Annotated in this window: 18 protein-coding genes; 5 read left to right on the top strand and 13 right to left on the bottom strand. The window is 57.1% G+C overall.

Features of this window, described 5'->3' with window-relative positions; translation table 11 throughout:
* Positions 1 to 419 precede the first annotated feature (419 nt).
* The 10 genes from AMR42_RS13235 to AMR42_RS13190 all read right to left on the bottom strand — a co-directional run bounded on the left by AMR42_RS13235 (position 420) and on the right by AMR42_RS13190 (position 15,202).
* Complete coding sequence (locus AMR42_RS13235) at positions 420 to 1,259, bottom strand: 3'(2'),5'-bisphosphate nucleotidase CysQ (protein WP_099534132.1); 840 nt, start codon at positions 1,257 to 1,259, stop codon at positions 420 to 422.
* A gap of 59 nt (positions 1,260 to 1,318) precedes the next feature.
* Complete coding sequence (locus AMR42_RS13230) at positions 1,319 to 2,245, bottom strand: glycerate kinase (protein ID WP_099534131.1); 927 nt, start codon at positions 2,243 to 2,245, stop codon at positions 1,319 to 1,321.
* 56 nt (positions 2,246 to 2,301) lie between these two features.
* Complete coding sequence (locus AMR42_RS13225; protein WP_099534130.1) at positions 2,302 to 4,062, bottom strand: ABC transporter ATP-binding protein; 1,761 nt, start codon at positions 4,060 to 4,062, stop codon at positions 2,302 to 2,304.
* A 374-nt stretch (positions 4,063 to 4,436) separates the two neighbouring features.
* Positions 4,437 to 5,108 carry an RNA polymerase subunit sigma-70 gene (locus AMR42_RS13220; RefSeq protein WP_099534129.1) on the bottom strand — a complete coding sequence of 224 codons (672 nt, stop codon included), beginning with the start codon at positions 5,106 to 5,108 and terminating at the stop codon, positions 4,437 to 4,439.
* A gap of 110 nt (positions 5,109 to 5,218) precedes the next feature.
* Positions 5,219 to 5,560 (bottom strand): DUF760 domain-containing protein, encoded by a 342-nt coding sequence (locus AMR42_RS13215; protein ID WP_099534128.1) that lies wholly within the window; start codon positions 5,558 to 5,560, stop codon positions 5,219 to 5,221.
* A gap of 386 nt (positions 5,561 to 5,946) precedes the next feature.
* Entirely contained in the window at positions 5,947 to 7,308 is a 1,362-nt protein-coding gene (locus AMR42_RS13210) for an MFS transporter (RefSeq protein ID WP_099534127.1), read from the bottom strand.
* A 24-nt stretch (positions 7,309 to 7,332) separates the two neighbouring features.
* On the bottom strand, positions 7,333 to 9,999 hold the full coding sequence (locus AMR42_RS13205; RefSeq protein ID WP_099534152.1) for a DEAD/DEAH box helicase: 2,667 nt from the start codon (positions 9,997 to 9,999) through the stop codon (positions 7,333 to 7,335).
* A gap of 192 nt (positions 10,000 to 10,191) precedes the next feature.
* Positions 10,192 to 11,580 (bottom strand): hypothetical protein, encoded by a 1,389-nt coding sequence (locus tag AMR42_RS13200; protein WP_099534125.1) that lies wholly within the window; start codon positions 11,578 to 11,580, stop codon positions 10,192 to 10,194.
* 380 nt (positions 11,581 to 11,960) lie between these two features.
* A complete protein-coding gene (locus tag AMR42_RS13195) occupies positions 11,961 to 12,473 on the bottom strand; it encodes a pentapeptide repeat-containing protein (protein WP_234406993.1) in 513 nt (170 codons plus the stop codon).
* 329 nt (positions 12,474 to 12,802) lie between these two features.
* On the bottom strand, positions 12,803 to 15,202 hold the full coding sequence (locus AMR42_RS13190) for a glycosyltransferase (RefSeq protein WP_099534123.1): 2,400 nt from the start codon (positions 15,200 to 15,202) through the stop codon (positions 12,803 to 12,805).
* Positions 15,203 to 15,736: 534 nt separating this feature from the next.
* Here AMR42_RS13190 and AMR42_RS13185 point away from each other — a divergent pair.
* Positions 15,737 to 16,459: a DUF4079 domain-containing protein gene (locus AMR42_RS13185; RefSeq protein ID WP_099534122.1), complete on the top strand. Its 723-nt coding sequence runs from the start codon at positions 15,737 to 15,739 to the stop codon at positions 16,457 to 16,459.
* A gap of 104 nt (positions 16,460 to 16,563) precedes the next feature.
* On the opposite strand, the gene folB is transcribed toward AMR42_RS13185, so the two are convergent.
* Positions 16,564 to 16,923 carry a dihydroneopterin aldolase gene (gene folB, locus AMR42_RS13180; protein ID WP_099534150.1) on the bottom strand — a complete coding sequence of 120 codons (360 nt, stop codon included), beginning with the start codon at positions 16,921 to 16,923 and terminating at the stop codon, positions 16,564 to 16,566.
* Between the two features lie 192 nt (positions 16,924 to 17,115).
* Entirely contained in the window at positions 17,116 to 17,499 is a 384-nt protein-coding gene (locus AMR42_RS13175) for a histidine kinase (protein WP_099534149.1), read from the bottom strand.
* Between the two features lie 459 nt (positions 17,500 to 17,958).
* Here AMR42_RS13175 and AMR42_RS20885 point away from each other — a divergent pair, with 459 nt between their 5' ends.
* On the top strand, positions 17,959 to 19,125 hold the full coding sequence (locus AMR42_RS20885) for a hypothetical protein (protein ID WP_199858180.1): 1,167 nt from the start codon (positions 17,959 to 17,961) through the stop codon (positions 19,123 to 19,125).
* Between the two features lie 156 nt (positions 19,126 to 19,281).
* On the opposite strand, the gene cobA is transcribed toward AMR42_RS20885, so the two are convergent.
* Complete coding sequence (cobA, locus tag AMR42_RS13165; RefSeq protein WP_099534120.1) at positions 19,282 to 20,964, bottom strand: uroporphyrinogen-III C-methyltransferase; 1,683 nt, start codon at positions 20,962 to 20,964, stop codon at positions 19,282 to 19,284.
* 202 nt (positions 20,965 to 21,166) lie between these two features.
* On the opposite strand from cobA, the gene AMR42_RS13160 reads away from it, so the two are divergent.
* From AMR42_RS13160 to AMR42_RS13150, 3 genes are all read left to right on the top strand, one after another.
* Positions 21,167 to 22,582 carry a hypothetical protein gene (locus AMR42_RS13160; protein WP_099534118.1) on the top strand — a complete coding sequence of 472 codons (1,416 nt, stop codon included), beginning with the start codon at positions 21,167 to 21,169 and terminating at the stop codon, positions 22,580 to 22,582.
* Positions 22,583 to 22,663: 81 nt separating this feature from the next.
* Positions 22,664 to 23,755, top strand: coding sequence for a redox-regulated ATPase YchF (gene ychF / locus AMR42_RS13155; RefSeq protein WP_099534116.1), 1,092 nt, complete (start codon positions 22,664 to 22,666; stop codon positions 23,753 to 23,755).
* Positions 23,756 to 23,855: 100 nt separating this feature from the next.
* A complete protein-coding gene (locus AMR42_RS13150) occupies positions 23,856 to 24,770 on the top strand; it encodes a branched-chain amino acid transaminase (protein ID WP_099534114.1) in 915 nt (304 codons plus the stop codon).
* The last annotated feature ends 83 nt before the right edge of the window (positions 24,771 to 24,853 follow it).

Here is a 24,853-nt window from a genome sequence, read left to right as displayed (position 1 = left end):
GGAGTTGGGACTTGAATGATCTGTGCTCGATGACTGCCAACTGAGATCGTATCAGTTTTTGATCAATTGACAGTAATTTTCAATAAGCAATAACCAAATCATCGGCAAAACCCTAGTGATTGCGAGGCTGGAGGTCTCAGCTTGTCAATAGCCTCTGCAATAACTGGGTCAAAACTGTAGTGCCCCACACCAACTCAGGCTAATGGTGACCGTTTAACCCCTTGCCAAGGGAATGTTAACGATCCATGAAGATTGTGCCGCAGCGCTTAGGGATGATCCCCCCTCTCCGAGGATGTCTGAGCAGCATCTTTCAGTATGGGCCAAGCATCAATTGCCGTGGGGACAAGGGGCTTAAGCCCCTTGTCTGCGTCGATCGCTGGAGCTTACAGGGTGGCAATTTTGGCTTTTCAGACATCCTCTCACGGCAGGCGGGCCAGTTCCGTTTGCAGGATTTGGCAGAGTTCCCGATGGTTGGGGCCGTTGCTGGCAATGCGGCCGCCCCACTGGTTCAGATCGCCCGTGGCATAGCGCAGGGGTTGGCCGTCAAAGTGGGTGAACTGGCCGCCCGCTTCCGTCAAGATCAATTCCGGGGCCGCCATGTCCCAATCCTTGGGGGCCGATTTGCCCGAAAGGGAGAGGTATAAATCTGCTTTTTGCTCCACGATCGCGGCAATTTTGCCACCAACGCTGCCCACGGCGTGCTGATTTTGGCAGGGCAGGGCGGCCAGCAATTGGTTAAACCGCTGGTCTCGGTGCGATCGACTGACCACCACGGTCAGCTCCGACAGTTGGGCACAGGCCGACACCCGGGGCGATCGGGTTTGGCCAGCGCGATCGAACGCCACCGTTCCCGACCCTTTCACGGCCGCATACAACCGTTCCGCCTCTGGACAAGCCACGATCGCCAGTTCCGGCCGTCCTTGATAAACCAGCGCCAGGTGAATGGCATATTCGCCGGTTTTTTGAATAAAGTCCTTGGTTCCATCCAGGGGATCGATGATCCAAATCCAATCCCGATCGGCTGGAATGCCTTCTGATTTATAGGTTTCTTCGCTGAGGTAGCCAAATTCGGCGTTCCCCAATTCCTGCTGCAAATGACTGAGGATGGTTTGATTGGCGGCCAGGTCGGCGGCCGTGACGGGCCCGTCGCCTTGGTCTTCAATCGCCAACTGATCGCCTCGGTAATAGGCCCGCAGCACGTCGCTGGCGGCCCAGGCGGCTTGACGGGCGATCGCGCACAAATCCTCAAGGGGTCGCATGGTGGCTTAAATGCAGGATGGGAGCCTTGATGGTATCAGTTGATTAGGCTATTGGGGGATTAGGCTATTGGGTGACCAAAATTCAGGTCGCTTTCGGGCGATCGGGTAACTCGGGTTAACTGTCGATCGATTCCAAATTCAAACACCCAATCGGCAACCCCGGCAGCTAGCAACGGATCAACAAATAGCTTCGGGTGCAAAGCTTTCCAAAAGTAATCCACAAAATCAGAAATTTCCGCCTCACTCAGCCCCTGCCCTCCGGCGGCAATTCGATCGCGCTCGGCATGTTGTCGCCACTGTTTTGAAAAGTGGTAATCGGTGGGTTTCAAAATCAAGAGCCGATCGCACCATTCCCAAAGGGGTAAATAGTCCCGTAATCGTTGATTGCAATCCTGGGCGAAGGCGCGATCGGCTTCCGAAAAAATGGGTGCTGGCCAATCAACAAGGGTCGTGAAATCAATTGGCTTCACGCCCACAAACCATCCTTCAAACAACACAATATCGACCGGCTGAATCATCTCCGCCGCCACGCGATCGCCCTGTCCCCCATGGCAGGATTTATCGAATCGCGGAATGGCGATGGTGGAAGACTGGGGCGATCGCAAGGCCCGTAACGTTTCCAGCCCCAGATCAACATCATGGGTTCCCGGCGGCCCCCGCCAAATGAGCCGAGGATCTTGTGTTTGCAACCGTTGCCGATCGGCGTAGGTTTTGTAAAGGTCATCGATTGACCAACTGAGGGTTCGCCACCCCAACAGTTCCAAAGCCACCGCCATCGCTTCACAAAGGGTGGTCTTTCCTGCGCCTTGCACACCCAAAATTCCCAACACGATCGGGCGATCGCTCTGGGCGCGTAATTGCCCTAACTCCAAGGCCAAAGGCCACCAAGCTTGCTCAATCATGGCCCGATTGCTGGGGTGATTAAGCAAAAAGGCCAAGCGCGATCGCTGGCCCAAGGCGACACAAAATGCTTCAAAATCCGGCATGAATTCCAAAGTTTTTAGGAGCAATTTTCCCGTAAGCAATCAGTTGATAACAGCCCCTAAGCAACCAACATTGTTTCTAGGGTGTGTTGATTCCAAAGGTCACGATATAGCCCCGGACGCGAGAGCAATTCATCGTGGGTTCCCATATCCACAATGGAGCCTTGATCCATTACTAAAATCCGATCTGCAGTGGCGGCGGCGGACATTTGATGGGAAATAAAAATCACGGTTTTCTTGGCGGTTCCGTCCGTCAGATTGCGCAAAATTTCTGTGGCGGTTTTGTTATCCACGCTCGACAGGGCATCATCCAAAATCAAAATTGGGGAACTGATCAACAGGGCGCGGGCCAGGGCGGTGCGCTGGCGTTGGCCGCCGGAAAGGGTGATGCCCCGTTCGCCCACCACCGTTTCGTATTGCTGGGGGAAGGTGAGGATTTCGTTGCGAATTTGGCTGGTGTCGGCGGCGGCTTCCACGGCCCCCAGGTCGATCGCGGGATTGCCGTAGCGAATGTTGTTGGCGATCGAGGTGCTGAACAGAAAACTATCTTGGGGCACATAGGCGATCGCCCCGCGCAGGTCTTGGATTCGCAGTTGGGTAATGTCAATTCCATCCAGCCACAGTTGCCCCGGCTTCAGATCCAGCAGGCGCGGCAGGGCATTGGCCAGCGTGGACTTGCCGCAACCCACGGGGCCCACGATCGCCACCATTTCCCCCGGTTTAATCTCGAAGTTCAGATCGTTCAAGGCCAGCCGATCGCTCCCCGGATAGCCATAGCTGAGGTGGGTGGCTTTGAGGTGGCCCACCACTTGATCCAGCGGCAGGGCGATCGATTCGCTGTTGTCGATAATCTTCGGCTCCGTTTGCAAAATCGCTTCCACACGATTGATGCTGACTTCGCCCCGTTGATAGGTGCTGATCGTGAAACCCAAAAGCGCCGTGGGGAAAACCAATCGCTCCACATAAATCAGCAGCGCCACAAAATTCCCGATCGACAATTCCCCTTGGGCGATCGCATCGGAACCAAACCACAACAGCACCAGCAAGCTGACACTCGCCAGCCCACCCAGCAATGGAAACAGCACACTGCGGGTTTTGGCAAAACTCAAATTCACCCGCAGCAACTGATCATTAACCCGCCGAAAAGCTTGCCGCTCATTCTCCTCTTGGGCATAGATTTTGATCGGAGAAATGCCGCTCATATCCTCTTGAATGAGGTCGCTCATTTCCGAGAGCCGTTCTTGCACTTCCAACTGTTGGGTTCGCAATTGATTGGCAAACAACTGCACCAACACCAACATCAAGGGATAAACCAACAGAGCCAACAGCGTTAACCGCACGTTGATACTGAGCATAATGGGCAGGGTTAACGCATAGGCAAATAGGGTATTGGCCAAGCTTAAAACGGCGAACCCCATTAACCGACGAATGTTGTCCACGTCGCTGGTGGTGCGGTTAATGAGATCTCCAGCCGTGTTCACCGCAAAATAGGCCGGCTCCAGGGTCAATAGATGTTGAAAAATGCGTTGTTTCAGGTCAAATTCCACCTGACGACCTACCCCAAACACCAGCACCCGCGACACCATCCGAATCACCCACATCACCGAGGCCAAAACCATCACGGTCACGGCAAAGGCAAAGACGCGATCGAACGAAAAGCTCGCTTGCAATTCATCAATTCCATTCCGAATCAGCAGGGGAATATAAACCCCCAACACATTCACCAGCAGTAATGTGCCAATCCCGATCGAGGTTTTTTTCCAATAGGGTCGTAAATAACTGCCTAAAATTTTCAGGTTCGATCGATTGGAGCCAGCCATAAATTAGACCATCCTGATATAGGAATTCTTTGGAGGAATTTGTTGAACCAATCAGCTTCGCCCGCAAATTGTCCCCCAGGTTTTCACCTCGGAGTTTTGGTTCTTTTTGGGCCTTGATTCTTGAATCTTGAGCCTTGAATCTTGAGCTTTGAATCTTGAGCCTTGAATTTTGAGCCTTGAGCCTTAGAGGCCGTTTGAAAAGCCAAAATTGCTACTCAGTAAACCCTAGCGATCGACACAAACAAGGGGCTTAAGCCCCTTGCCCCCACAACTATCGGTGCTTGACCCGTGCCACAAGATGCTTGTTAGACACCCTCTTAGGTTTTCAGAATCCTGCGCTTTAGTCTTGAGTTGAGCGCCGTTGGTTCAGAGTCTTAATTTAAGGCCGTTTCCGCTTCTCCTGCGCCGGGCCCATCAAAGGATTCACCCAAATAAATCGCCCGAATATCCGGCGGCAAGGCTGATTCCAAGGCGCGGTAACTTTGGCGCAACTTGGCCCGAACAGCGGCCGGCGACAAGGATTCCCCTTCCGCTTGCAAATAGGCGGCGATCCGTGGCTCGCTCCAATGCAGGGTTTGGGCCATCAACACCATCAGACGTGCCGTGGGATCTTGCCGATCGAGCGCCGATTGCAGGTAGCACCAAAGGGGCGGCGGGGCGGCCGTCAAGGAATAGTGAATGGATTCCACAGGGGGCAATTCCGCCTGATTCACCATCAAAGCGGTCATGTTAATGAGCCAGTTTTGCAAGGTAAATTCATCAGCGCGATCGATGCGAGTTGCCCGGGCCCGCTCCAAATCTAAAGTGGGTAATTCGCGAAAAATTCGGAACCAAATTTGGGCAAATAAATAATCCGCCTGGGCATCAGACGGAGCAGAATGTTGTACCAGGGAATAGACGATCGGGCTATAGCGACAAAACAAGGCTACAAAATAGCGGCCGGAGTCGGGATAGCGTTTAAATAAGTCCAATAATTCTGAATCACTGTATTGATTGAGTGATTGAACGATCGGATGGCGACATTCATGAAAACTGGGTGCATCCATGGGCAATCAAGCAATATCCGTTGCGGTGGCAAAATTCGGCCAAGAGGCTTCATCCCCTCGTTGGGATTAGGCATAGGCACTGGCCGAAACCATCAGCCTACCTTCGGGGGCTAATCATCCCCCAAGGAAGCCACATCATGCAGGGCATCTTCCATCTGCATTCGCTGTTCCATTTGCCGTAAAAAATAGCCCGTCATCATGGCCGAGGCCAACAATCCGGCCAGGTTTTCTCGATCGGTCACGATTTGGATGCTGAAATGTTCACCGGGCAAGGAACCGACCAAGCCTTGAACATTTTGGGAAACAATTTGCTTCACATCAGGGGTCACCGCCCGGGCCACACGGGCCAACACTTCCGGCGATTGACGCTGGAGGTATTGCAGCAGCGGATTGACGCGATCGTCATTCGATGCGTCATCAAACCAGTCAGCCGTTTCGGGGTTAAAAACCATAGCGTCGATTCAGTCGGAAGGACGATCGGACTCTTGGAGAATCCTACAGAAATGCTGGTTAGCGTTCTGGTTGGCGTTAACGATGTTGTTGAGTTCACCTGCAACCTTATGCAACAACGATCTGCCGCACATTGCAACGGTTGGTGATTCAAGAATTACCCAGAACGGGACTGGAAAGGTGCAAAGGGCAGTTGAGGGGACGGTGAATGAATTTGCACGCATTCCCGATCGAGTGGGATAGCACCAACGGAAGCACAAATAGAAGCACTAACGGAAATTAACGAACATTGCTCAACAATCTGGCCCTATTGTGACATTTTTGTTCAAGTCTGCAACGGAAGTTGATGGGCGGTGATTTTTCTTGCCGAATCCTTTTCCCACTGATCCTAAGTTGAGGATGCCCGGTTCAGGTGTCGATCGAGCAGGCGATCGAGCCAGTGCAACAAGCCCAACACCAGTCCCACACTCAACACGGGCCAAATCCAGAACCCCCGGGCGATCGCTGGGGTGGCATCCAGGGCCAACCCACCCAACGGCGGCCCCACCGCATAGCCCACGGCCCAACAGAGGGAATTAATCGAAAGGTAAGTGCCGCGCAGGGATTCCGGAGCCAAATCCACCACCAGGGCCGAGCCAGAGGGCGTATAGGCCACCATGGCCAGGGACAACAGGGCCAAGGCCCCGATCGCCCCGGCCAAGGCCCAGGCTCCGGGCTGAATCCACCAAACGGCGACAAAGCCCGCCCCAAATAGCCCAGCGGCGATCGCCAGCGATCGGGCATGGCCATAGGGGCGCAGCAGCCGGGACATGGGCAGTTGGGTCACGGCGGCCAAAATAATATGCCCCGAGAACAGCACGCCAATTTGCGCGGGAGCCAAGCCCACGATCCGTTTGAGATAAAGGGGCAAGGTGGCTTCCACCTGGGCCAAATAGGTGGTGAACAAAATATTAGCAATCACAAACAGGCCGAGGAGTCGATCGCTCAGGGTTTTGCGCCAGCCGGCCCAATGGCCGATCGCCGTTTGGACTGCGGGCCGGCGATCGGGAACCAAGGCCACCACCGCCACCGCAAACAGCACAAAAGACAGGGCATCGCCCAAAAACAGCAATCGATAGAGACCCGTTTGGCCCACCAGCAATCCCCCGATCGCCGTACCCAAGCCCAACCCCACCACATCCGCCAGCCGCGTGACCGCAAAGGCTTCCCGCCGATGTTCTTCCGGGGTAAAGTCCGCCACCAATGCTTCCATGGCCGGCCAATATAGCCCTACGCCCAAGCCCATCAGCAGATTGCCCACAATCAGCAACGGAAACCCCGCCGCAAACCCCAACACCCCATCTCCCAGGGCCGAAGCCACCGCCGACAACAGCAACACATTGCGCCGGCCCACCCGGGGTGAATCAGACCAAGAACCGCTGGCCACCCGGCCCAGCACCCCCGACAACTGACCCAACCCCAGCGCCGTGCCCACGGCGGTGGCCGACAGGCCCACCTGTTCCACAAAGTAGATTGCTCCGTAGAACATGACCAAGCCAGTGCCCAGGTGCAGCAAAACGCGCCCCAGGGTCAAAATCCAAACCACGCCGGACAAGGGGGGTAACCACTGTTGGCCAGTGGATTGAGTTGTGACTTGATTTGTGGATTGGACTGCGGCTTGAATCGTGGATTGGACTGTGGAACGGAGCGATCGGCCTTTGGGAAACAGCCACTGTTTCAGTCGTTTTTTGGTGTGACGCAACGCGGCCATGAACAAACCCCACCCCGCAAGGATTTAATCGACCGTTTCCGAAACCGGGAAGCGATCGAGCAGGGCCCGCGCTTCGCTGGCCCGATCCTTCAAGTCTCCCGCCAAATAGGGCACATGAATCACCTGGGAGAGCAAATCCAGCGTTCGGCGCACCATCCGCACCACATCCCCATCATCCAAGCTGGTGCGGGCCGACAAGTCCGACCACTCCGCCCCCAAGGCCCACTGCTCCACCAAACCGATCAGCTCGTCTTCCAGCAAAATCGGCAACATTACCCGATAGCGCCGCTGAATCTTGAACAGTTCTCGCCGCTGATCGCTCAGATCTTCCAGGGTGGCCAACACGCCATCCGTGGGGAGTGCGTCCGTCCAAGTGTCCGGGCGGGGTTCTTCAATCAGCAGGGCAGCACAGGCAGCGGCCAGTTGCGGCGGCTCCAGGCGATCGAACTCGCCAGACATCAGAGCCAACCCCAGCCACAGTTCATTTTCCCCGCGCAACGTGGCGATCGCCTGGCCCAATTCTGTGGGCTTGTGGTTTTCGTCCAAACACTCGAAATATTGCAGGATTTCAATCAGATTCACGAACTCCTGCCAATAGCGCTCAGACATGCGCCCCAACTGGCCGCGTTTTTCCGCCAGGGTGGCCGCCAACGCATCCAAGTTGTGCAACGCCTTGAACAGGTACTTGCGATTAGTCCATTGGGAAACGGGATGCTCCTCCAATTGGGCCGCCACCGCTTCCACCCGTTCTCGCTGCTCAATCACTTCCGGCGCATCCTCCGGATCGGGCAGCACAGGAATTCGATGGATGATGGCCAGGGTTTCTTCGTCGCCGGCCAGGTGCTGGCCGGGTCGCAGGGGCAAAGCCACCGGGGGTTCCAGGCGATCGACCGCTGAAATGCGCGGAAATTCACCGTAAAGGCCCGCCACATCCTCGGTTTTCACCACATGCCAAGCATTGTCAATCCCCAAACAAACCAGATAGGGGAATCGACCGGAGCCAGCCACCTTCAGCACCAACACCGCTGGCAAAGGTTCCTTCACCGGCATTGACGGCCCCTTAAGGGCCAGGACAGTCCCCGCCACGGCAAATTGCAAAGCGGGAGCCAAGTCCTTGCCGCGCACCACCTCCGCTTGTTCTTGCAAGGTTCGCAGCAACCGTTCTTCGGCCTTGAGACGCTGATTGAGCTTTTCGTATTGGGCCACTTGGGCCAAGTCTACCTCGGCCGTTTGGGCTTGCAGTTGCTCCAGCTCGGTCGCCAGTTCCTCCACTTCCTCTTGGTAGGGAATCAGATGAATGGTGGAGAGATATTGGCCAAAGCTGCGTTCCACCAGGCTGCGTGCTTCCTCTAGGGAGTGGGTTTGCAGCAGGTTCAGCACCATGCCATAGGTGGGGGTGAACTGGCTAACGAGGGGATCCGGTTGGGAGGTGGCCAGGTGGGCCGCTTCCTTGGCTCCTTCAAAGGGCGTTTGCAGGGTCACCACATAGCCTTGAATGTCTTTGCCCCGGCGACCGGCTCGGCCAGCCATTTGCAAAAACTCGGAGGCGTTTAACAGGCGATGTCCCCGATCGGTTCGCTTAGACAGGCTGGAAATTACCGTGGTGCGGGCGGGCATGTTGATGCCAGCGGCCAGGGTTTCCGTGGCAAACACCACCTTAATCAGGCCGTCTTGGAACAGTTCTTCAACGAGGCTTTTCCAGGCGGGCAAAATTCCCGCATGGTGAGCAGCAATCCCCCGATAGAGGGCGGCCAGTTGGCCATCGCGGGCCGCGCCGGGATTTTTGACCAAAAAACTATCGATGCGGGTTTTCAGCAGCGCGGCTTCGCGATCAGACACCAAGGAGAGGCCGGCCGCATTGGCCACGGCTCGATCGCACCCTCGGCGGCTGAAGATGAAATAAATGGCCGGGAGCATGTCCCGCTGCTGGAGTTGGGCCAGCACAAAGGCAATATCCGGCGTTTCGGCCCGCAGATCCCGCTTCACCTGGTCACGGGGCTTGCGACGGTTGCGGCGCTCCGACTTGAACTGAGGATGCAGCCGTTTGCCTTCGTCATCCAGCAGTGGAAACAGTCCTTTGTAGTTGCCAAAGCTGAACCGCAAGGGCACTGGGCGGAAGTCAGAATAAATTAACTCTGTGGGCCCATGGACATAATTCAGCCAATCCGTGAGCTGTTGGCTGTTGGCCACGGTGGCCGACAGGGCCACCAGTTGAATTTCAAAGGGGCAATAGATGATCGACTCTTCCCAAACGGTTCCCCGCTGGGAGTCGTTCATGTAGTGACATTCATCGAGCACCACCGTTTGCACATCGGTCATGGAAGTGCCGATTTGCCCGATCGGGGTGCCATAGAGCATGTTGCGAAAAATCTCCGTGGTCATCACCACCACGGGGGCATCGCGGTTAATGGACACATCCCCGGTCAATAACCCCGCTCGATCTTCGCCAAACTGCTCTTTAAAGTCGCGGAATTTCTGATTGGAAAGGGCCTTGAGGGGCGTGGTGTAAAACACCCGTTTGCCTTGGCTGAGGGCGCGATAGATCGCATATTCACCCACCAGGGTTTTGCCGGAACCGGTGGGGGCACAAACCACCACGGACTTGTTGGCATTCAACGCCTCGATCGCTTCCAATTGAAAGCGATCGAGGTCAAAGGCAAAAACATCGGCAGGAGGCGGCCCTTGAGCGATCGAAACTGAGCCGGCCTGGGGCGAAATGGGGGAAACAGTCACGCGCGGCAGTTACTCAAACGGGGTGAAGGGGCGATCGACCCTAACCTGTTGGATGGGTGATGCACAGGCTAGAACCGTCTTCAATAGTAGAGCGAATTGGAAAACCCGTGCCACCACACCCCCATCCCCCAACCGGCTCCACGGTCATTCCTAGGCGGGTACTTCCGCCACCAACTTGTGGCCACTGAGGGCAGACTTGCGGCTGTCAAAGAGCTTGCCCAGCCCTTCCGTCACGTCCGCCACAATCTTTTGGGGACATTCCGCAATGAAGGCCTCGGCGGATAGTTCACCGGCAAAGAAGGCCTTGCCCCGATCGCGCAGTCGTGACATTTCGTCATAGCCCATGGCCTTCACCATGTAGGTCGTGAGGGGCGAGTTTTTGATGTCGTAGTCAAAATCCTGCAACCGGCCCACTTCCACCAGGGTCAACACCTCCTCTTCAATGGTGTTGCGGGGGTAATAGACATGATCCAGCGCGGGCAAAAAGTCCGCCAAGGAGGAAACATTGAACCCTTCGCTTGGCATTTCACCCATCAACATTGACAGGGGAATATCCTTGCCAAAGCGCATGGACAGGGCCTCTAGAAAGGCGATCGTAAATAATTTTGTGCCCAGATAAAGGCGACCAATTTCCAAGTTGCTGCGGGCCTGTTCCACCAAAGCATTAAAGGTGGCATCATCTGGCTCATCGCGAAACTGATGAAAAATGCGCTCCGGTTGCAGGGAATTCATGAAGCCTTCCATTTTTTGGAGGGCAACTCGGTATTGATAGACCGTGTAGGAGGTGGAAAACTTCAGATTGTGGTTGGTTTCCGGCAACAGGCTCCAGGTGTTGTCCAAGAACCGAGCGGCGCTGGGGTTGGCAAAGCTGCCCACATCCCGATTGGCCAAGCGCACCGATCGCTTGACGGTTTTTTCAATTAACGCCTCATCTAGCCCCAAATCATATTTTTCATTGACCGAGTTCAGGCGCTGATACAGAACATCACAGTTACTGAACCCCTCGGCACTCTTGGGCCGAAATGGAATCGTTCCCTCAATGCAGGCGGTGATTTGGGCAATCAGGGCAGCGGGGGCATAGTCTTCTAAAATTTTGCCGGCGGCCAGGGCACTGAGATACTCATTCATCCCGGCATAGGGAGAGAGGGTTTGCCCCGGTTCAAAGCCAAAAATATCGGTGACCAACGCAAAGGTTTGGTCTTTTTCCAAGAGTTCAGATTGATCGCGAATAATTAAAGCTTCGCCCTCTTCGCGCACAAAGGGGGTGATGAAGTAGCTGAGGTTGAAGTTAACGCTGCGATCGACCTGGACATAAACCAAGTCATGGAACAGGGCCGAGAGCACCTCGATCGGGTCTTCATGGCCCCCCACTTCAAAGATGTGCTCCGGCGTGTGGAAATAGCGCCACGGGCCGGTCATGGTTTGCACGATCGTGGCGGCAATCTTATCGAGCGGGGCCCGATCAATCGACAGCCCCGATGCCTGAGTCGCCCACACAAGCTTCTCAAGGCATTCTTCTCGATCGCGTTCTCGGCTCATCGCGTTGCCCCCGATAGGTTTGCCTGATGGTGATTAGACAGCCTCCCCACCGTTGGCGGTTGGGAATCTCAATGTCTAGGTTGGTTGAGGTTGAATCTTCCGAATCTTAACCGACATTCTGAGCGAGGCGGTCGGAATCATCACTTTTGAGCTGTTTGGCTCCCCGCCCAGCGGTCTGGCTCTGTCCGATGAGCTAAACACCAGTCCATGGCATCTAGTCAATGGCATCCAGCGACATTCCTCTCAATGGCATTTATAGCGCATGGGATGGGGTCTAGGCGTGATTTTTGACACCAGTACCCATGAGGTCGATCGGTCAGAAGTGACGCTTCGGGGCCAGCGCTGGGGGAAATCGGCGGGGAAAACCAATGATATTTGCCCTAAGGGCATTCTAGCGATTCTCGAGTATCTGCGCCGGTTTGGGGATTGGTGCCGGCCGCATATTCACAGAGCCGGGCCGCTTGCAGGCGATCGAGCGCTGCGTAGGTAAAATCGGCCCCCTGTACCTTGGCCCCTTTGAAGGTCGATCGCAGCAGCATCGCATCGGACAGCACCGCATCGGTTAAATCCGCGCCGTTGAAATTGCTCAGGTAGCCAATTCCGTTGCTGAAATCCACGCCTTGCAGGTTTGCGCCGCTGAGATTGCTGCCATTGAAAACGGCTCCTCGCAAGTTGGCCCCATGGAAGTCGGCTTGCTCCAGGTTTTCGCTGGCAAATTCAGCCCGCTCCAGGTTTTGGCCGGCGAAGTTGCGGTTGCTCACTTCCGCATCGTCAATGGCCCGGATGGCGGCAGAGCTGGCAGCCCAAGCGGGAGCAGCGATCCCCAGCCCACTCACCATTAGCAGGGCCGTGAGCGCGATCGCCCCCACGGCGGCCCGCAGCCGGGAAAACACGAAACCACGAGGCAAAAAAACCAAAGACAGAAAACCGCAGGACAGGATCGATCGAGCTGATCGTGAGAGTTGGGAAGAATGGTGGGAAAAAACGATCATGACGGCGATCCCCGAAAGACAGCTTGAGAAACGGCTTGAGGCTATAGGCATTTTGCCATGAGCCTTTTCGAGCCGATCCGTCGGTGGTGATTTTTCCAGTGGTGATTTTTTCGGTGGTAATTGTCGAAGAAGGACTTTAGGGAAAAAATGCTTGGGGAATGACTCTTGGGGAATGATTCTTGGAGAGTGATGCTTGAGGAAATTTTGAGAATCATCACCGTTGATTACCCCTAGGGCAGCACGATCGCCTCACGGGCCCGGCGATCGCGTTGTCGTCGGTAAGCCCACAGGCTCGATCGCAACAGTAACCCCAAGGAAGCCAACTCCCCGGGCGATTCCCGAGACTGCCACTGGCCCGGCTGGCAATAGAGCCATTCCACCAGTTGCCGTTGTTGGGTCGGGGTCAGGGGTTCCCAGGCCACTTCCAAAAGCGCTTCCTCGGTTTGGGGATCGCGATCGGGCTGCTGGAGCAATCGCACCGGCAAAACCAAGGGCTGACCAAAGGCGCGATCGATGAGGTGTAATTGCCCCTGCTCCGGGTTCTCGGGGGTGATACTCAGCGGCGAGCAATCCGCAAGCATCGAAGCGGTCTGGGTCACTGGGGATGGTTGCGCTTCTCCCAACAGGATCCGGCGCACCGTTGCCCAACGGGCCCCAATCCCCGATTTCGGCGTGGGTTGGGGCGACCGGGTGAGGGCCACAATGGCTCCCGATTCGGAAGCCAGACGCAGCGTCACTCCCATGGGCCAGGGGCGATCGGCTAGTTGCAGCAACCCCGGGCGATCGCGCCGGAACCACTCATGCCGATTTGGCTTCGGAGCATCCACGGAAGCCAACACCGCCGCTCCCACCAACAGCAAGTTATAGGTCAACCAAGCCAAATTCAGCTCACCGCCGCTTTGGCCCGCTGGCAAGGGCAACCACCCCAACACCTGCGCCAAAGACCAGCCCCAAGCCATGGCCGTCAATCCCCAAATGCCAAGCAGCGGCAGCCCCGGCATGGGGTTGAACACCGCCCGATCGCGGGCAATGCCCTTGGGAGTGACCCGAAAGGCGCGGCCAAAGGGCCGCCAAAGCGTGTGCAACACCGTGAGGGCGATCGGGAAGCAATTCACAATCGCATAGACATCGCCCAAGGTGGCCGAACACGATCGCCGGTTCAACCAATTGCAGGTGGCCAAATGGGCCACATAAAGCGGCAAAAACCACAGTAACCACTCCATCACATCCGCCTGCATTGGCGAAATGCCCAGCAGGGCGATCGGCAACGGAGCCATCAAAAACAACAGCCGAATGAGCGACAAGCCCCAGTAAAACCAACCTTGGGCATAGTGCAACCGCTGCACCAACGTCAGCCCCCGAATGGTCAGCGGATTTTCCGGAATGAAAAAGCCCTGCATGGTTCCCGCCGCCCATCGCTGTTGTTGGGCAATGTAAGCCGACATGCTCTCAGGCGACAGCCCCGCACTCAAGGCCTCATTCAAGTAGCGAATTTGGTAGCCACTGGACATCAAGGCAATTCCCGTGAAGTAGTCTTCGCAAAGACTGCTGGTGACAAAGCCGCCCACCTGCTCTAGGGCACTGCGACGCACCACAAAGGACGAGCCATAGCAAATGCTTGCGCCCACACCGTCCCGCACCGATTGGATATAGCGGCTGAACACGTCACGGTTTGTGGTGAAGCGATCGCCCAGCCCCAGGTTATAAACGATCGGATCTGGGTTAAAGAAATGCTGGCGAGTTTGCACCAGACCCACCGAGGGATCATGGAAAAACCCAACCGTTCGTTGCAAAAAGTTGCGAGTGGGTACAAAGTCCGCATCAAAACAAACGATTAATTCCCCCTGGGTGCAACCCAAGGCATGGTTTAAATTACCGGCCTTGGCATGGGTGTTATTCGCCCGCGTCAGGTAATGACAGCCCAGGGTTTGGGCCAGGTCACGCACTTCAGGCCGCCGTCCGTCATCTAATAAATAGATTTGCTTGGGGCCGTAGTTCAGCGCTTGGCAGCCAATGACCGTGCGGCGCAACACGTCCACCGGCTCGCCATAGGTGGGGATCCAAATATCCACGGTGGGTTGATAGCCCGTGGCGACCAACGCGGCGGCTCGGGCCGCTTCGGCCCGGCGATCGCCCGATCGCAACATCAGCGCCAAATCCAAACCACTATTCACCCAAAGGGCAATTTCACAAACCAACAGCAAGCCACTGGCCAGCCCATCGGCCACCGTGCTGAAATTCAGCGTCATGGTGACCCGCCACACGATATAGCGCAGGGTCAAAGCACCCACGATCGCCACCACCAAGGCGCGCGATCGTTGGCTGGGCATTCGTCGCCAGCGAGGTACGAGGGCCACCGTCGCCACCAACCCCACCACCATCGCCACTAACCAACTGCGATATTCGGGCTGGTCGGGCGTTTGTCCCAACAGTTCCAACCCCCAAAGGGGCAGCATCAAAGACGACTGGGCAAATTCCGTTAGGCCAGTGCAACGAGCCAGGGATTCCGCCAGCAGCAGCATTAGTCCGATCGCCCCAGCCAAAATGCCCAGCCAACGCCCCGTCAATCGCCGTGGTTTTGAACCATGCGCCCGGGCCGGCGAGGTACGACGTAACCAAGAAAGAGTCATAGGTTCAGAATCGTTACAACCGTCAAAACGCCATTCCGTTTCGCTATTTCATGTCACCGTCAGGACTCGATCGGATCTAACTCGATCGCTGGTCACTTGGTCGCCTCTGCCGTGCTCATCCCCAAGTCCAAGCTCACTCAGCCATTCCAGCCTATGGACTCCGGATTGATTCGGCGGTGACCCCCGATCGAGCAAGATGCGTCGTTCATCACTCCCTCTGCCAGAGTAACAATTCTTTGTAAAAATATCTTTACAAAATAACGGGCACTAATGGGCGCTATCAGCAAAAGCGATCGCCATCTTCAACAGGGCTGAAATATAGGGTTACAACGGCGATCGCCCCGATCCATCACAATTCACCAACGGCATCGGGGCGATCAAGCTATATTCTGATCAGAATTTTGATCAGGGGTTACGGGGCTTGAATCAGTGCTTGGATCGGCCACCTAAAGGCGATCTAAAAGCCGCCCAAAATCGGACTTCCTCGATCGTGCTTGAGCATCCTTCAATCAGCCCGAATACCTAGAGAGACCCATGACAGCCGTAGACATTTTGGGGATTTTGCATCCAGGGCTAGCCGTTGTCCTTGTCTTCCCAATGATTGGCATTGTGTCGCGGGCCGCTTGGCAGGTTCGCCAACGTCGGCTTGCCAACGCCGCCGGTCAAAAATCAAAGATCCCGCCCAGCGTTGGCCTCGAACATGTGGAGATTGGGCGCTGGCTGACGGGATCCATTGTTGGCATTATTTTGGTTGCATTTGCCTACATTTTATTTGCAGACAAAACCAACCTGTTGGATGCGGCTAATTGGAGCCAAAAGGGTGGGCTATTGGCAACCCAGTTAGCATTTTTTGGCGTAACGATCGGCTCATTAATTTGTTTATATCGCTCCAGCAGCAAACAGTGGCGAGCCACATTTGCCACCCTGTCCGGCATGGGTCTAACCATCATTGCAGCCCAAGAAGGAATCTATCGCCGCGATCATGAATGGTGGGTTTCCCATTTTTACTATGGAACCCTGGCTGGCCTATTAATGATTTTTGCCCTGGCAATTTTGCCGGAAATTTACCGCAACAAGACCTGGCGCAAAGCCCATATTGTGGCCAATGTGGTTGCCCTGTTGCTGTTCTTAGGTCTGGGATTTACCGGCGCAAGGGATTTGTTGGAGTTGCCCCTCAGTTGGCAGAAGAGCTTTGTGTATGGTGGCTGCAATGCCGAAACTCAAACCTGCCAAGCGCCTGCCCCGCCAGCTCCATAGTTTGTAAGGGTGATCGTCCAAGCGATCGAGCCAAGGTCAGATATTGGGGTTACAACCCAATCGACTGTAGCCAAATCGACTGCAACCGAATTAACCGCAAGGAATTAGCCACGCGATCGGGTAATTTCCACCGCAATTGTGCCTGCAAATTCTGGAATCGGCGCGGCTGGCTTCGTTACCCGCACCACCACCCGCTCCACCCCCTTCAGGGTCAACAGCCCATCAGCAATGTTTTGGGCCACCCGTTCAATTAAGTCCACCTTGGATTGGGAAACGGTTTGGCGGATATGCTCGATCGCCGCGCGGTAGTCCAACGTATCTTCAATGCGATCGCTCTGGCCCGATGGAGCCAAGTCAATATCCAGCGTCGCATCCACTTCAAACCATTGCCCCAGAACTTTTTCCTCTGGCAAAAGTCCCGTGTAGCCGTAGCATCGCACTTGCGAGATATAGATCCGATCCAAACTCTGAGCCAAGTTTTTTCTCCCTACCATTTCAATTCAGCAGCGATTAAGCGGCATTGTTGGCAGTTTCAAATTTCCGCAGCTCCGATGCTTACGGCACGGAGACACCAGGGGCTATAACTTTGCCCCTTGCCTAGACCTATCTAGACCTGCCTAGAACTGCGTTGAGTCACTGCGTTGAGTGGCGGAAACTTAGTTGCTGAGGGTGCTGGGTTCCAACCGCTGACAGGCTGATAACCCCAAGCCGGGATCCGTTCGGTAGGCATCCGTTGGCACCCACACTGTCACCGAGCGATCGCCCATCACTTGGTAAAGATATTGCACCGTGGCATCAAACAACGGCCCCACCCGCAAGTTGGAAAAATCATCTTCGGCGCTTTCAAACCCAAACCGCACTACGATTTGTGCCAACAGGCAACCGGGAGTGTCGATCGACTCGCCTGAAATTTCCCGTTCCTGCCAAAACTTGTCTAGAAATGGCTCCAAAACCGGCAAAACCTTTTGAGGTTGACCATTCCGACTGGAATAGACAACTGCGGAATTGCCCTCAACAAGAATGTGACACGCCGTACCCATAACCGCGCCCAAAGACTGGTGAAAAGACCCAAATGCTTGCGACACATCCATCAAACCATCAAAACCGTCTTCATCTCGAAAAATTTTGAGTAGGATAGTCTGCGAGACCGCCCCAGCCCCGATCGCCCCGTGGATGTTGGCTGAAGCTTATGACCGAAGAAGGCCCCTAGCCTCCTTTCCTGAATTTGGCTCTTGGGCTAAACCGTTCAGGAAAGGGCCCGGCAACCCGGTTAGGAGATAACTAAGCGTTGCGGTAACACCATGACCGCCGCCACAATCCCCTAGACTTGGAAGCCAATGGGTTCCTCGCCCCAGCCCCCAGCCACCGTACAGGGTGCAACGGTGCGATGCAGTCCAACCGGCCGCCGATTTTCGTCGGGCCACCCTGGCCGTTGGCACGATCGTCCGTGGGGTGCTGAAGTCGCGCGAACGCAGAGTTAACCTCGTTAGATTTTTTCGATGGCAACGACGAACCCGCAACTGGAACGCGCCAAACAAGGCGACCCGGAGGCGATTGCTGCCTTGATGCGGCGATCGCTGGAACCCAAAGGCATCAACGTCCAAGCCGAAAGTGGTGGCGATGTGCTGCGTGTGGTGTTGGAAGGCTCCCAGCCTGTCAACCGCGAAGCACTGCTGGCCTTCATCCGTAAGGGGATGCTCCAGTTGGGGGTGAAGGGTCTCCGCTCGATCGCCGTGGAATGGCGGCAGCCGGGCAGCTTGCTAACCGATTGGACTGATTCGATTTCCCTCGACGACGACGAACCCTACGGCCTCGATGCGCTGAGCATGTCGCAAATCGAAGCGCCCAACACGCCTCCCGTGGATATGGATGCGCTATCGGATGACGACAGCTACGGCGGCGGCTATGGCGCGCAGTACGGCATGGAAGATGACTCACTGCCCATGGATGACGATGAGTCCTTGGAGTCGGAAGACAGTTCCGAGCCGGCCAAGCCTGCCAAAAAGGGCGGTGGCGGCGGCCTGATTGGGTTGCTGCTGGGGTTGATTGCCATTGGGGGCGGGTTGTATTACCTCTACACCAAAGGGCATCTCAACGAGGTGGTGGCCAGTTTGCCGCCGGAAGTGCAAGTTTATTTGCCACCCGTCACCCCAGAATCAGCGGAACCGGCGATTACGGCCGATGGCACTGAGGCTCCGGCGACCAGTCCGGCCCCGGCGGCCGAATCTCCCGCCGCCAGCCCGGCCCCGGCGGAAGCGCCCGCTGCTAGCCCTGCGCCGGCCAGTCCGGCCCCGGCGGCCGAGTCCCCCGCCGCTGAAGCTCCGGCAGCGGTTCCCGCCAGCCCTGCGCCGGCCAGCCCCGCCGCCGAAGCCCCAGCAGCGGCTCCGGCGGCCAGCCCCGCTCCGGCCGCTTCGCCCGCAGCCAATCAACCGAATCCGGATTTTGCGGAAGCGGTGCGCAAGGCCACCAGCGCGGCCAAGTTAGCCCAAACGGCCAAGACCAAGGCGGAATGGACAACGGTGGCGGCAGAGTGGCAGGCGGCTTCGGCTCTGATGCAGAAAGTGCCGGCCGACAGCCCGAATGCTTCCATTGCTCAAAATCGGGCCCCGCAATATGCCCAAAACGCGGCGATCGCCCGGGCCAATGCCCAGGCAGCACCGCAGTAGCATGGCGGGCTGATTTCGATTCCGAATCAGCTTCGATTCAGAATCAGCACAACGAATTCCCCCTGCCTAACGATCCTTCCTGGGTCGCTTGGGTGGGGGGAATTGATTTGGAGCCTGTCAATCTTGGGCTTGGGGATTGGGCGGCTGGCGCTTGCGCTAGGGGGTCGATTGTTGCGCGATCGCCCAAGTTTCTAACGCTTCCGCCAATCCATCGAGGGTATATTCCCGCGCTTCCGCATCGACACGATCGAACAGATCACGGCAAGTTTGGGAGGTTTGCGGCCCGATCGAGGCTAAGCAAGCCCCCGCCACCTGATCAATTTCAAAGCCTGCTCGTTGCAGCAGGATCAGGAAGTTTTTGACGGTTTTGGAGCTGGCAAAGGTGATGGCATCCACCCGCTTGGCCCGCAGCAGGGCGATCGCCTCGGGGGTGAGGGCCGCCGGACAACGGGACTCGTAGGCGGGCACTTCCCAGAGGGTGGCTCCTTGGTCGCTGAGTTCCTTGACCAGCACATCGCGCCCGCCGGTTTCCACGCGCGGAAACAGCACGGTGCGATCGCGCAGGGATTCGGGAAAATGGCTCACCAGCGCATCGGCGATGAAATCCGGGGGGATGAAATCCGGCACGATGCCGAACTGCTGAAGACATTGGGCGGTTTTTTGACCCACCACGGCCACTTTGCAATGGGCCAGGGCGCGGCTGTCTTTGCCAGCGGCCTGGAGGCGGCTAAAAAATGCCTCAACACCGTTGGTGGAGGTCAAAATTAGCCAATGACAACGTTGGAGGTCGGCAATGGCCTGATCGAGCGGTTCCCAGGTGCTGGGCGGGCCAATTTCCAGGGCGGGCACTTCCAGCACTTGGGCCCCGGCGGCCTGAAGCCGGCCGGTGAAGCTGCCTGCCTGGTTGAGCGATCGGGTCACGAGCACGGTTTTGCCCACTAAGGGTTGGGCGATCGAGGGTTGGGGCATCGAGGGCTGGAGCATGAACGGTTGAACCAAGGGAGGATGATCCACCGGGTCGATCGCCCCGGCTGGCCCCAACTCATGCAGCTCAGGCAGTTGGGGTAGCACAAACCCTTGGCCCCAAGGAGCCAGAAAATCCCGCAGTCGCACCACTTCCCCCACCACCACCACGGCCGGCGAGAGGGAAACGCGCTCCGTTTGCAGGGCGATCGATTCCAGCGTGCCCGTCCAAACTTGTTGCTGGGGAGTGGCGGCGGCGCGAATGACGGCCACGGGAGTGACGGACGATCGACCGTGGCGAATCAGTTGGCGGGTAATTTCCGGGAGCGATCGGCCCGCCATCAAAAACACGAGGGTTTCCAGTTGGGCCAGGGCTTCCCAGTGCAACTCATCGGGTTCATGGGCACTGGCCACCGCGAAGCAACGACTCAGCACCGCATCGGTGAGGGGAATGCCCGCCAGCAGCGGCCCCGCCAGGGCACTGGACAGACCGGGAATCAGTTCAAAGGTTGCCCCCGCCGCTTGCAGGGCTTGGATTTCGCTGCTGGCACGCCCAAACACAAAGGGATCGCCCGCCTTGAGACGCACCACCCGCTTTCCCGATCGCCACTGTGCCACCAGCAAGCGATCGATCTCCGGTTGACTGGGGGAGGGCTGGCCGCCCCGTTTGCCCACGTCGATTCGTTCACAGGTGGCGGGAATCCAGTCCAACAGCGCCCGATCGACTAGGGCATCATGCACCAACACCTCCGCTTGGCGCAGCACCTGAGCCGCTTGCAAGGTGAGATAGGCCCCATGGCCGGGCCCGGCCCCCACCAAGGCCACGGGCGGGTTCACAACGGACGGGTCGATCGGATTGGGCGAGGCGGTGGCCATGGTTGGCTCCTATACGCAACGTTATTTCCAACTTCGCATATCTGCGGCCCGAGGCCGCCGACCCCCAGGGCTGCACCACTGCCTCCCGCCGAGTAGCCCAACCGATCGCCCCACCGATCCGGGTTGAGATACCTTTTGAGCGATCGATGGAGTGAATCGATCGGTTAGATTGATTCAACCTGCTGCATCCCCGGTCTTGGTTATGGCCAAAGTTCGCCACACAGTTTCGCCCGCTGCACCCTGGAAACGGGCGGCTTCCCTGTCCCTGTCTGTGGCGGCGCTGTTGACCCTGGGCGGGGCGATCGCCCTGGTAACGACGGGCTTTGCGGTGGGAGTTCGCTCAATTGTTGATCCCGAGGCGGCTGCTTGGTTGGATCAATGGTTGCCCGCCACCGGAGGCATCACGCCCCGCGACCTGAAAACCGTGGCCCAACTGCGGGCGGAATTGACCAAGGGCAACCAACGGATGGGGGAAATTGTGCCGCTGGGTCGTCAATGGTTGGTGGCCACCGTGCGGCAACAGCAACCCAACTGCACGGCGGGGCCCCAATGTTGGCCGATCGTCCAGTTGCGGGCCTACCAGGCCCCGAACCCGGAACCCCAGGGCGATCGCCCCTTGGCCTATCGGCTCACCACGACGCTCGACTTGGAGGGGCCGCCGGAATCCTTGGTGCTGGCTCCCCTGGTCAAGGCCGGCGTGGCCACCAGCGGTTCCACGGATCCCTTGCCGCTCATGGCGGTGCAAGGCCTGAAAGGCGGCCCAGCGGGCGGCGGTTGGTTAACGGTGAGCGGGCAATTGCCCCGATCGAACCAGCAACTTCGCTACGGCGTGATTGTGCATTTGAACATTAGCCGTTTGGGGCGACCGGGCCACCTGAGCGTCCAAGGCCAGTGGAGCAGCCCCAAGGATCGATCGCCCGTTTGGGAATCGATCACCGGCAATCGGGAACCGGAATTAATTGTCGATCAATCAGCCACCGATGCACCGGACTTAGCAATTTACCGAGCGATCCCCTCCGGGTTTGCGCCGGATCCCGTTTCCTTGGAACCGATCGTGCTGACGGAACCGTTGCTGCGATCGACCGATTTAACCGACTTGGCCCAATACCAAGAGGCCCTGAAGCTGGTCAAGCTGGAACTTTGGTCGCCGGCCTTAAGCAAATTGCAGCCCCTGCGCGATCGGCTGGTGAATCGATCGCTGGTTTGGGACGATCGGGTACAGGCCCAATACGATGCCCTGCGCTACCACGCGGATCTGGCCCGGGTGCGAGCCGACTCACCCCAAAAAGATATCCCCAGCCAGATTTTGGCCGACCTAGGCGACAGCCGTTGGCAACGGGCACTCGATCGCTTTGCACAAGCCTCCCTGGGGGATCAGACAACGGTGGTGCGGTGGTTGCGTTCCGCTGAAGGGGAAAAACTGGAGCGACAGGTTAATTTGGTGCTGCAATTTGCCCCAAACCAAGCCTCTGTGATGTTTTGGAAAGCCACCACCCTGGCGGCGCGGCAAGGTCGTCCGGCGGCGATCGCCTGGTATCGCTCCCAGCCGGGCCAGTCCGTGGAGTGGGATCAACGGATCGATCGCTGGTTAGCCCAGGTTGCCACCGTCCCGCGTTAGGGCCACGGCCAGCCGGCCGCCCCCATTTCCGATAAGCTAGTAGACTGCAATTCAGTCCCAGCCACCCCGCCCGATCGACCCATGCTCCGAGCCGGAATCGTCGGACTGCCCAACGTGGGCAAGTCCACCCTGTTTAATGCCCTGGTTGCCAACGCCAAAGCGGAAGCCGCCAACTTTCCCTTCTGCACCATTGAACCCAACGTCGGCGTGGTTTCCGTGCCCGATGAACGGTTGCAAGTGCTCAGTGATTTGGCCAAGTCCAAGCAAATCGTCCCCACGCGGGTGGAATTTGTGGACATTGCCGGCCTGGTGAAGGGAGCCAGCAAGGGCGAAGGGCTGGGGAACCAGTTTTTGGCCAACATTCGGGAAGTGGATGCGATCGTCCATGTGGTGCGCTGTTTTGAGAATGACGACATCATCCACGTGTCCGGCTCGATCGACCCGATCCGCGACATTGAAGTAATCAATCTGGAATTGATCCTCTCGGACTTAGCCCAGGTGGAGCGCCGAGCCGATCGCGTCCGCAAACAAGCCCGCGCCAACAAAGAGGCTCAAGCGGAGCTGGTCGTGCTCGAAAAGATCCTGGCCGTCCTTGAAGATGGTCGCCCCGCCCGCCAAGTCAGCCTGACCGAAGAAGAGGAACCCCTGATCGCCACCTTGGGCCTGCTGACCCGCAAGCGGATGATCTACGCCACCAACGTTTCGGAAGATGACCTGGCCACCGGCAACCCATGGGTGGAGCAGGTGCGGGAGCTGGCCAAGACCGAAAACGCCCAAACGGTGATTATTTCCGCCCAAGTGGAAGCGGAATTGATTGAACTATCCGATGAGGAACGGGCGGACTTCCTCGATTCATTGGGCGTGACCGAAGGGGGGCTGAAGTCCCTAATTCGCGCCACCTACGACCTGTTAGGCTTGCGCACCTACTTCACTTCTGGCGAAAAGGAAACCCGCGCCTGGACGATCCATGCGGGCATGACGGCCCCCCAAGCGGCTGGCGTGATTCACTCGGACTTTGAGCGGGGCTTCATTCGCGCCGAAACCGTGGCCTACGCGGATTTGGTGGCGACCGGCTCGCTTTCTTCCGCCAAAGAAAAGGGACTCGTCCGCAGTGAAGGCAAAGAATATGTGGTGCAAGAGGGCGATGTTATGCTGTTTAGATTTAACGTCTAGCCCTGCCCCGAATCGCCGTAGCGCGGGCATCTTGCCCGCCGGTCGCCCGGTTATTTGGCCCGTTTGATCCCATCGAATCGCAATTCCGCAGCAACCCGCCATGCACCAAAATTTCATGCCGATCGCCTACTACAAAGGCGAATTTATTCCCTTCGAGAATGCCAACCTGTCGATCGCAACCCACGCGCTGCACTACGGCACGGGGGCCTTTGGCGGGTTGCGCGGGATTCCTGACCCGGCGGATCCGAACACGATTTTGCTGTTCCGGCTCGATCGCCACAGCAAGCGTCTTAGCCAAAGCGCCAAATTCCTGCATTACGATTTGCCCGCCGACAAAATTCTTTGGGCGATCGAAGAATTTGTCCGCCAAAACAAACCAACCAAATCGTTTTATATTCGCCCCTTTGTTTACACCTCCGATTTAGGCATCGCGCCCCGGTTGCACAGCGTCGAAAAGAGCTTCTTTATCTACGGTTTGGAAATGGGCGATTACCTGTCCCAAGAAGGGGTGGCTTGCCGGATTAGCTCCTGGGTGCGCCAAGAAGATCGCAGCCTGCCGTTGCGCGGCAAAATCGCGGGTGCTTACATCACCTCATCCCTAGCCAAAACCGAAGCGGTAGAGTCGGGTTTTGATGAGGCAATCATGATGAATTCCCAAGGCAAGGTGAGCGAAGCCTCGGGGATGAACGTGTTTTTGGTGCGCAATGGCACGTTGATTACACCTGGTTTTGAGCAAGACATCCTGGAAGGGATCACCCGCGACAGCATTTTGACGATCGCCCGCGATCGGGGGATTCCCGTTGAAATTCGTCCGGTGGATAAAACCGAATTGTTCATCGCGGATGAGGTGTTCCTCAGCGGCACGGCGGCCAAAATCGCCCCGGTGAGCAAGATCGAAAACTACACATTGGGGAGCGATCGCCCCGTCACCCATCTGTTGCGAGACACCCTCACGGCGATCGTCGAAAATCGCGAACCGGCCTACGCCGATTGGGTTCACAAAATCGCGCTGTAATTTCCCACAATCTCGACAGAATTGGTCAATCTCGTAAGGGCGTACGGCCGTACGCCCCTACCTGGAATCTCGACTATAAACCA

Origin of the sequence: Limnothrix sp. PR1529, from assembly GCF_002742025.1 — a bacterium.
Lineage (GTDB): Bacteria > Cyanobacteriota > Cyanobacteriia > CACIAM-69d > CACIAM-69d > CACIAM-69d.
The sequence above is the reverse complement of the archived record's forward strand: the minus strand, read 5'-3'. Positions and strand labels throughout refer to the sequence as shown.